General features: G+C 41.1%; 11 protein-coding genes and 1 riboswitch. Of the genes, 6 read left to right on the plus strand and 5 right to left on the minus strand.

Annotated elements, in window-relative coordinates; genetic code table 11:
- On the minus strand, positions 1-92 hold a 92-nt coding region (locus QVP40_RS13930; protein WP_288200571.1), incomplete at its 3' end, for a cob(I)yrinic acid a,c-diamide adenosyltransferase.
- Positions 93-304: 212 nt separating this feature from the next.
- Positions 305-403: riboswitch (THF riboswitch) on the plus strand.
- A 67-nt stretch (positions 404-470) separates the two neighbouring features.
- On the opposite strand from QVP40_RS13930, the gene QVP40_RS12870 reads away from it, so the two are divergent.
- The gene (locus QVP40_RS12870) at positions 471-1043 is read left to right on the plus strand and encodes a folate family ECF transporter S component (RefSeq protein WP_022068796.1); all 573 of its coding nucleotides are present in this window, start codon (positions 471-473) and stop codon (positions 1041-1043) included.
- Positions 1044-1247: 204 nt separating this feature from the next.
- Here the strand turns inward: QVP40_RS12870 and QVP40_RS12875 are convergent, their stop codons facing one another.
- Positions 1248-1874: a single-stranded DNA-binding protein gene (locus QVP40_RS12875; protein ID WP_022068797.1), complete on the minus strand. Its 627-nt coding sequence runs from the start codon at positions 1872-1874 to the stop codon at positions 1248-1250.
- A 192-nt stretch (positions 1875-2066) separates the two neighbouring features.
- Here QVP40_RS12875 and typA point away from each other — a divergent pair, with 192 nt between their 5' ends.
- Positions 2067-3899, plus strand: coding sequence for a translational GTPase TypA (typA, locus tag QVP40_RS12880; RefSeq protein WP_022068798.1), 1833 nt, complete (start codon positions 2067-2069; stop codon positions 3897-3899).
- Positions 3900-4105: 206 nt separating this feature from the next.
- Here typA and QVP40_RS12885 read toward each other — a convergent pair whose 3' ends face one another.
- Positions 4106-5194, minus strand: coding sequence for a DUF4179 domain-containing protein (locus QVP40_RS12885; protein WP_022068799.1), 1089 nt, complete (start codon positions 5192-5194; stop codon positions 4106-4108).
- Entirely contained in the window at positions 5191-5745 is a 555-nt protein-coding gene (locus tag QVP40_RS12890; RefSeq protein WP_022068800.1) for an RNA polymerase sigma factor, read from the minus strand. The genes QVP40_RS12885 and QVP40_RS12890 overlap by 4 nt, the downstream gene beginning before the upstream one ends.
- 724 nt (positions 5746-6469) lie before the next feature.
- Between QVP40_RS12890 and QVP40_RS12895 the strand changes: the two genes are divergently transcribed.
- The 3 genes from QVP40_RS12895 (at position 6470) to QVP40_RS12905 (ending at position 7506) form a co-directional block, all read left to right on the plus strand.
- Positions 6470-6763, plus strand: a complete 294-nt coding sequence (locus QVP40_RS12895) for a response regulator (protein ID WP_022068801.1) — start codon at positions 6470-6472, stop codon at positions 6761-6763.
- A 103-nt stretch (positions 6764-6866) separates the two neighbouring features.
- Positions 6867-7217: a TnpV protein gene (locus QVP40_RS12900; RefSeq protein ID WP_022068802.1), complete on the plus strand. Its 351-nt coding sequence runs from the start codon at positions 6867-6869 to the stop codon at positions 7215-7217.
- Between the two features lie 13 nt (positions 7218-7230).
- Entirely contained in the window at positions 7231-7506 is a 276-nt protein-coding gene (locus QVP40_RS12905) for a DUF6809 family protein (RefSeq protein WP_022068803.1), read from the plus strand.
- 172 nt (positions 7507-7678) lie between these two features.
- On the opposite strand, the gene QVP40_RS12910 is transcribed toward QVP40_RS12905, so the two are convergent.
- The gene (locus tag QVP40_RS12910; protein WP_022068804.1) at positions 7679-8338 is read right to left on the minus strand and encodes a Crp/Fnr family transcriptional regulator; all 660 of its coding nucleotides are present in this window, start codon (positions 8336-8338) and stop codon (positions 7679-7681) included.
- A 132-nt stretch (positions 8339-8470) separates the two neighbouring features.
- On the opposite strand from QVP40_RS12910, the gene QVP40_RS12915 reads away from it, so the two are divergent.
- The coding region (locus QVP40_RS12915; RefSeq protein ID WP_288200569.1) for an HD domain-containing protein at positions 8471-8930 on the plus strand (460 nt) is incomplete at its 3' end.

Below are 8930 nucleotides of genomic sequence, written 5' to 3' on the forward strand. Positions count from 1 at the left end.
CCCTCAGCAGCCGCACGAAGACTGTGCCCCAGAGCCAGTGTCGTCTTTCCCTTCGCGCTTCCGCAGTATACTTCTGTTAATTCTTTTTTCATGACAATTCCTCTTAATATTGATGAAACTGCATCTTTTTCAATGTCCTTATCTTACCTCAGTTCGCCTGAAATTGCAAGCTTTTCCGTCCTCTGTCAGTATTCAGAAGCCTTCTAATCGGTGAAAATAATCTGCCTATACTAAAATGTCGAAAAATGCTCTGTTTTTATTGCGTGTCGTAATAAAATAGTATATAATAAACCCATAAAAGACATGCAGAGTAAATTCATATGCGTAAAGTGCCATCCGGATAGAGAGTTGCCGGAAGGACGAAAAGAGAAATCTTGCGGTATATGGGTTGCATCTCGCTGCAACAGAGGGTAAATATTTTTGGTTATCTCCTATTGTGGTCAGATATCTGCGAAGGGAGGTAATTTTTTATGGAAAAAAACAAAAACATGTTTCTTTCTTCAGCCAAAGAGCTGAAGAGTGTGCCTGCTCTTGCCATGTGCGCAATGTTTGCGGCACTTGCACTGATTCTGAATTCAGTGGCATCCATTAATCTGGGTCCGTATATCAAAATCGGATTTTCCGGTATTCCAAACCAGATTGTTGACTATCTGTTTGGTCCCATTACCGGAGGCTTATTTGCAGGAATTCTGGATCTTGTGAAATATTTCATGAAACCTGACGGAGCCTTTTTCTTTGGCTTTACGTTTAACGCAATGCTCGCAGCCTTTATTTACGGATGCTTTTATTACCGTCAGAAGCTGACTCTGAAAAGAGTTCTGATCGCCAAGCTGGTAGTGGTTCTTGTTGTCAATATAGTTCTGAACACACTGTGGCTTGACATGCTGTACGGCAAAGGTTTCCTTGCAATTCTGCCTGCACGCGCAGTAAAAAATCTGATCATGTGGCCAATTGACTCCTTTATCTTTTTCACGATTACCAGACTGATCGAACAGACAGGCGTTTTCCGCAGCTTTAAAAAGACTGTTGTAAAGCAGGCCTGAATTTCCAGCTGAATAACAGATGAAACAAGCCCCTGCCGGTGTATGAATCCGTCAGGGGTTTTGTTCAGCCAGGCATATATTCTCGCATTTTTTATTCCCACAGAACCACTGGATACCAGGCGGCGCCCATATACTTGCCCCATTCATCTGCTTATGTGCAGAAATAATACAGCCGCCTGAATGAGGCAATGCATGTTTCGGGCTTTACTCCATGTATTCCAGCTTGCTTACTGAAACTTCATAGGCGATTCTTTTTTCTGCCTGGTTCTCACCCAGTTTTTTTACATATTCCCGGCTCTGGATACGGCCCCAGATAAGAACATGTCCCCCAACAGCAAAAGCAGAGGCATACCGGGCGTTTCTTCCCCAGCAGATACAGGGTATGTAATCAGATTTTCCATAAGGACGGTTTACAGCCATCAGAAGATCCGCAATTTCTCTTCCCAGCGGAGTTTTGCGGTAAACCGGCGGTTTACAGATATATCCGTCCAGAAAGATCTGATTTACGGGAACTGAGTCGTCCTCTTCCTCTACAAATCTTACCTCCCTTGCAAAAACAGAAAGTACCAGACGGTTGTGTTTTTCCTCGTGGCGGTTATAGGACCGGAACTGACCGTGAATTTCTATATATTCCCCCACGTAATCCTGCGTTACATCCAGAAGTCTTTCGGATACCATGACCGGAATCCTGTCCTCTGAATCACTGAGTCTCTTTACGATCAGATCCATCACATAAAAGCCCTCTCCAAACACCTGATGACTGAAAGTAAAGCCCGTATCAATTTTCCCCATGATTGATACCTGATTGTTTTCAATAATTTTGTCTGCCATAATATAGTTCTCCTTCCTCTTTGGGTATTTTGTCTATATTAGCCTATGTACCTGCCCGGAAGTTTAGAACCAAAATCTTAAAAAATTTTTTTGAATACCTTGTAATCTGCGAAAAATGTGGTAAACTGAAATGTCGTACCATGAATAAAAAACACATTAATATAGAAGAAAAAAGAAAGGATTTCAAATTTTATGAAGACCAAACGCGAAGATGTACGCAATGTTGCCATTATCGCCCATGTAGACCATGGCAAAACCACTCTGGTGGATCAGCTTCTGAAACAAAGCGGTGTTTTCCGTGAAAATCAGGAAGTACAGGAACGTGTCATGGACTCCAATGATATCGAACGTGAGCGTGGTATCACTATTTTGTCCAAAAACACTGCTGTCCATTATAAAGGCGTAAAAATCAATATCATCGACACTCCCGGACACGCTGATTTCGGCGGAGAGGTAGAGCGTGTACTGAAAATGGTAGACGGCGTAATTCTTCTTGTAGATGCCTTTGAAGGCGCTATGCCTCAGACAAAATTCGTTCTTAAAAAAGCTCTGGAGCTTAACCTTCACGTAATTGTCTGCATTAATAAGATCGACCGTCCAGAGGCCCGCCCTGACGAGGTAATTGATGAAGTTCTTGAGCTTCTCATGGATCTGGAGGCTTCTGACGAGCAGCTTGACTGTCCGTTCCTGTATGCATCCGCAAAGGCAGGACATGCAGTTCTTGATCTTTCCGATACACCGGAAAATATGGCTCCTCTCTTTGAAACTATTCTTAAATACATTCCTGCTCCGGAAGGCGACCCGGATGCAGATACACAGGTTCTGATTAGCACCATCGACTACAATGAATATGTGGGACGAATTGGTGTCGGTAAAGTAGAAAACGGCAGGATTGCCGTGAACCAGGAGCTTACCCTCCTGAACCATCATGATCTGGATAAACGTCAGAAAGTAAAGATCAGCAAGCTTTATGAATTTGACGGATTAAATAAGATTGAAGTCAAAGAGGCTTCTATCGGTTCTATTGTAGCTGTTTCCGGTATTGCAGACATCCATATCGGCGATACCCTGTGCGGCGGTGAAAATCCGGAGGCCATTCCTTTCCAGAAAATTTCCGAGCCTACGATTTCCATGAATTTCCTGGTAAACGACAGCCCGCTTGCAGGCCAGGAAGGAAAATATATTACTTCCCGTCATCTCCGCGACCGTCTTTACAGAGAGCTGAACACTGACGTAAGCCTTCGTGTGGAGGATACCGAGTCAACTGAGTGCTTTAAGGTTTCCGGGCGAGGCGAGCTTCATCTTTCTGTTCTGATCGAAAACATGCGCCGTGAAGGCTATGAATTCGCAGTCAGCAAGCCTGAAGTCCTTTATCATTTTGATGAGCGCGGCAAAAAGATGGAGCCAATGGAAATCGCATATGTAGACGTTCCGGATGAATTTTCCGGTACTGTGATCCAGAAGCTCAGCGAGCGTAAAGGCGAGCTTCAGGGGATGAGCACTGCCAGCGACGGCTCTGTCCGTCTGGAGTTCCACATTCCTTCCCGCGGACTGATCGGTTTCCGCAGCGAATTTATGACTTCCACAAAAGGAACCGGAATCCTGAATACCATGTTCGACGGCTATTCCCCGTACAAGGGAGACTTCCAGTACCGCAAACAGGGCTCCCTGATCGCATTTGAAGCAGGAGAAGCAGTTACCTACGGACTTTTCTCCGCTCAGGAACGAGGCGTACTCTTCATCGGACCGGGAGCAAAGGTTTACAGCGGCATGGTCATCGGCCAGAACGGAAAGGCTGAAGATATCGAGCTGAACGTATGCAAGACCAAGCATCTGACCAACACCCGTTCCTCCTCCGCTGACGAGGCTCTGAAACTGACACCGCCTAAGGTATTAAGCCTTGAGCAGGCCATTGAATTTATCGACCAGGATGAGCTTCTGGAGATAACTCCTACAAGCCTTCGCATCCGTAAGAGAATTCTCGACCCAAGAGAAAGAAAACGCGCGGGATTTAAGAAAAACTGATCTATCATATAAAAGTCAAAGGCAAAGAACCTAAAATGAAATTTTGACAGAGGGATAAAGCTCTTGTGTTATTCTAACAGATGCGTTCTATTGATAATAGAAAAAGGGAAAGCCAGAAACACACGGCCTACCCTCAATTAATTATGATAACTGTTTTACACAGCCGTTCACTATTGCGAGTAGTGGACGGCTGATTTATTGTCCTGTTATCGAATTTTTATTTCTATTTTATTACCCAATGGACAATATATCTGTGTTAAATCCGCATCTCCCTCATACACACTTCCTGTTCCTTCTCCATATGTGTCCTCTTCTCCTGTTGTATAAAAATATTTGTTTTCAATATCTTTATTTTTATATTTATCAACATACAACTGAAGGGTTACAGATTCTGCATTTGGAGAAATGCCTGTATATCTTTCGAAAACTCTGTCCTGTTGAAACAGTATTTCTGGTTTATTATAATCTGCAAGCCGGTAACAAACAGAATTGCCCAGATTGTCTTCTCCTATCAAATAATATTCATCATACTCTCCCAAATCTGTCATCTTTCCTGAAATCGTACTTGTAAAATCATTTAGCCGCATTTGAGAAACCGTAAGATTCTGATTTTCATTTATTTTAATCTGTTGATCTATATTAATTATTTCAGTATTTGCCTCCAATTCTTTTAAATCTGTTTTAAATTCAAAAACATACTCGTCTGACTTTGAACTTTCATCTATTTTTTGTATCTCCTCCGGCGAAGCTGTATGCACACTTATTGTTACATCTGCTTCCTCATTGGCAAAAATATTGTCTTCTATCGTATAATGAAAAACCTCTCCCTGCATCTCCCCATTTTCTAAAAGCACGGGATAGCTTTCGCTCAATTGTATTTCCTGTTTATTAATAAGCACGTCTGTCAGCAAAACGGGTTCTTCTGTTTTTTCCGAATCAGAAGTAGCAGAAAAAGCCACCCATAAATCATTTTTATCTGCTGCCACTTCATGAATAGTAACCGAAATTCCCTTTCTGGTTATTGTTTTCCCTATCATATCTGTATAGCTGCTGACATCCTCAGAAAGTCCCAGTGCCGTTCCAATCCATGAAGTAAACTGTTTCCATGCTGCTTTTACCTCTTCCTGATGTGTCATAGCACCTGCTGCCAAAAATAATAATATAAATCCCGCTACTGCAGTCTTTAATAACCTGTATTTTATGATTACCTGTTTTTTCCATGGCCGAGAAGCCTCATAAATAAATTTTTCATCAATATCCCCGAATAATTCCAGAAAGGTATAATTGTTCTTCATAAAAGATCACCTGCCTTTTTCCATAATTTTTTTCTGCTGCGAAACAGACTGGATTTCACCTTGCTTTCCGAAACAGAATGTCTTTTGGAAATTTCTTTAATATCATCCATATACCAATAGCGCCGCACAAAAATATCCCTGTCTTCTTCTTTTAATCCTTTTAAAAATTCATCCAGAACATCTAAGATCTCCTGACGTTTTATATTATGTTCCAGAGAATACTGTACCGTTCCTTCCAGTCTTTCCAGTTCACCATTGATATCTGCCATATGAGAGTCTGGTCTTTTAAACGCATTTTTTCTCCGTAAACAGTCGATTGCCTGATTTCGAGTTATCTTCCCCAGAAATGCAGATAGGATTTTCGGGATTTTAGGTGGAATCTCATTCCACGTTATTAACCAGGTATCGTTTACACATTCCTCTGAATCCTCTTTATTCAATAAAATATTCCATGCGATTCCAAAGCAGAGCTTTGAATACTTTATGTCAGTCTGACGAATTGCTTCTTCAGATCTGTTTAAAAATAACTCAATGATATCCGTATCTTCCATACACGCCTCCTGTTCATTTACTCCCGTATATTATATTAGACGTATTTTTTCATGTTGTGTTGCATTTTCTTTTTATTTTTCATAAAAAATGAGCCTGTCTGTAAATACCGTTTTTTAGCCTCTAAATCTTAAAATAAAAATCTCCTGTAGGAATCAGTGTTTTTATATCTGATCTTCCATAGGAGATTCTTATGTTTCTTCCGATTGCATACAACACGAATTCTTTATAGCCCATGAAACGTTCGCCACAGGTTCCCAGCCCCTCATATCCATTTATTTTCCGATAGCCTATGTATTATTTTAATTTCCAATATATCCTTAAACATCCACAGCATAAATCGCATCGGAAAGCTCACTTTTTCTATAATGCACATTTTCAAGAGAGACCTGTTCCATAGATGCAATATCCAAACTATCTATATTGTACACACATTGTAACTGTTCTCATCACACACCTGGCTCAATCCGGCTGCAGGTAAAAATAAATCGTTATCGCCGCTTCTCTTCCATTATTTCCAAAGGCTCATTTACCGTAAATCCATGCGGAAGGTAATCCCTCTTTGCATCTCCCAGAAAAGAATAGAGGTTCTCTACAACACTGTCACCATTAAACTTCCTAATCATTTCCTACATACAAAAAACAATAATTATTTCGACATATTTCCTCATAATACGCAGAATTTTATGATAAAATAAAATGAAGATTATATGGGGGAGTAGCACTATGTATAGAATTGGAATCTGTGATGATGAAAAAGGAACTTGTGAAGAACTGGAAAAAATGGTTAGTCATTTCTTTGATATTCAAAAGGAAAAAGCAGAAATAGAAATTTTCTATTCTGGAGATATTTTTATGGATTATCTAAATCAGGGAAACTGGTTCCATTTATTATTTCTTGACATAGAATTAACATCCTCCAACGGAATAAAAATTGGAAATTATATTCGAAAAAATCTAAAAGACGAACATGATGTAATGTATAGAGGGTGGATTACACCAAAAAACATTACATCATGACTGGCGGCTCATTTGTGGCGAATGAAAAGACAGTTATGATAAAGGAGGGATGCCCTCAAACCTACCGTAACTGTCAACCACATTCCCACGAAAGGAGCCTTGTATGGAACTGACTTACACCAAATGCGGTGACTATCTCATTCCCAACCTTGTGTTATCGGACACCAAAGAGTACCATATCGGGAAATATGGCCGGTTGCGCCGTGCCTACTTAAAAGAACACCGGCCCATTCTGTATACTGATCTCATTGTCACCGAAAAGCTGTTTCCCCACTTGGAGGAAATCGACATCGCCTGCCGGGAGCGGTTGGAAATCATTGAAAAAGCCATGATGCAGCAAGATGGCGTCACAGAAGCTCTGAAAGCTACCGACCAGATGGTATGGGTGCGCTCCATGAACTCCATCCACAACAGGGCCGAGGAAATCGTCCTGGCTGAACTGATCTACTGTTGAGGGAGGGAACGCCATGATATTAGAAGCCATGTATAACGGAGAGTTTTATCCCTGTGAAACCGTTGTTCCCACATCCCCGGAATACCGCAAGGCAGTCCAAACCTGTGCAGCGTTGATGGATCAGTTATCCCAGCGGCTCAGCAAAGAGGACTATGCTCTGGTGGAGGAACTCCGGGCGCAGAACGCTATTGCCCAATGCGAGGAAAGTGAGAGCCATTTCAAGTATGGCTTTTCGGCGGGGCTGATTGTCCAGCAGGAAGCCCATGAACAGCTGCAAAACAAGAAATAAAGCAATGGCCGAAAAAAAGCCCACGCAGCCGGAAAGAGAACCGGAGGCGTGGGCTTTCTGTGGTGCCAATGAGCTAATTGGGACCTTATGGAATTTTAAAAATATGAGTAACCCCCAATATTTTCTCAAACAGGTTTTTCCTATTTACAACATAAAGATCTGTGCTTTTTTATTATAGCAGCTGAAATGTGTTTTTATCATAAATAATTAGACCATCTCGCTGCATATAGGACAATTCTCTGGTCACTGCACTACGATCAGCACACAGGTATTCAGCCAATTCGAGCCGTCCCAAAGGAATTGTAAATTGTTTGCTGCTCTGCTCCATAGCCTGTTGTCGTAAGTATGCTAATATTTTTTCTCGAAGTGTCTTTTTGGAAATCACTTCAATTTTGTGCATCAACTGGACATTTTTATCTCCAATCAACTGGACCATGTTCTCAATCAGCCGATGATGGAAGGTGCAGCTCATCTTACAGGAATGGATGACTTTGTGAAAGGGCAAAAACAAAACTTCACAAGGTGCAGCAGTCAAAAAGCTGACCTGTGCATCTAAATGACTTCCGCAGGAAAATGATTCCCCAAATAGTTCATTCTCTTTCATTACAACAAGAAGTGTTTGATAGCCTTCGGAGTCATCCTTGACCATATGCACAGTTCCAGACAATATAATACCAACATTTCTGACTTCATTGCTTTCCAAAAAAATAACTTCATCTTTCTGATATTTTTTCTGAAAACTTCCCAGGCAGGTCAACATTGCCGGAAGATCTTCCTCACGAATGCCTTTGAAAATAGGAAGTAAGGTTAGTTGTTCAATATCAAGCCTCATGCTGTCCCTCCTTTCCTAATTTAAAGTATAGCATTTTGAATTATATGTTGCAAGCGCAACGCAAGACCCGTTTGTAATGTTATATTCTATAAAAAGATATTAAAATCTTTTCATGAAAGGATGATTGTCAACGTGATAAACGATGAAACTCATCTCTTGTATAACGCAATGTGCTATGAGGAAGGGCATAGCAGGCGTACACAGCACATCCTTAAGGTTTACGCATTGGCTAAATTATTGGGAGAGCAAGAGAAACTTCCCGTCGAAGAACAGCAGATACTACAAGCAGCCGCGATTTTACATGATATTGCAATCAAGTATTGTAAAGAACATTATAACGGGGATGCCAGTCAAGATAATCAGAAGCAGGCAGTTCCGCTTCTTGTCACTCGTTTTTTAAAAGAAGCAAATTACCTTCCCTCGTATATTCCAAGAATTATCGACTTAGTTATCTGCCATCATGATTACGATGATATCAAAAACAAACTTTTACAGCTTCTGATAGAAGCAGATCTCATTGTAAACTGTTACGAAACTCGCCCAGATCGAAAAAAAGCAGAATATATCAAAGGGCTTTTCCAAACTGATGGAG

Source organism: Blautia sp. CAG:257, assembly GCF_000433815.1.
Taxonomy (GTDB): domain Bacteria; phylum Bacillota; class Clostridia; order Lachnospirales; family Lachnospiraceae; genus Blautia_A; species Blautia_A caecimuris.

Excerpts from the sequence above, each read along its gene's own strand:
- QVP40_RS12885 (WP_022068799.1), bottom strand. The coding sequence starts at position 5,194 with ATGAAGAACAATTATACCTTTCTGGAATTATTCGGGGATATTGATGAA.
- QVP40_RS12905 (WP_022068803.1), top strand. The coding sequence starts at position 7,231 with ATGATATTAGAAGCCATGTATAACGGAGAGTTTTATCCCTGTGAAACC.
- QVP40_RS12890 (WP_022068800.1), bottom strand. The coding sequence starts at position 5,745 with ATGGAAGATACGGATATCATTGAGTTATTTTTAAACAGATCTGAAGAA.
- QVP40_RS12875 (WP_022068797.1), bottom strand. The coding sequence starts at position 1,874 with ATGGCAGACAAAATTATTGAAAACAATCAGGTATCAATCATGGGGAAA.
- QVP40_RS12895 (WP_022068801.1), top strand. The coding sequence starts at position 6,470 with ATGTATAGAATTGGAATCTGTGATGATGAAAAAGGAACTTGTGAAGAA.
- QVP40_RS12910 (WP_022068804.1), bottom strand. The coding sequence starts at position 8,338 with ATGAGGCTTGATATTGAACAACTAACCTTACTTCCTATTTTCAAAGGC.
- QVP40_RS12870 (WP_022068796.1), top strand. The coding sequence starts at position 471 with ATGGAAAAAAACAAAAACATGTTTCTTTCTTCAGCCAAAGAGCTGAAG.
- QVP40_RS12900 (WP_022068802.1), top strand. The coding sequence starts at position 6,867 with ATGGAACTGACTTACACCAAATGCGGTGACTATCTCATTCCCAACCTT.
- typA (WP_022068798.1), top strand. The coding sequence starts at position 2,067 with ATGAAGACCAAACGCGAAGATGTACGCAATGTTGCCATTATCGCCCAT.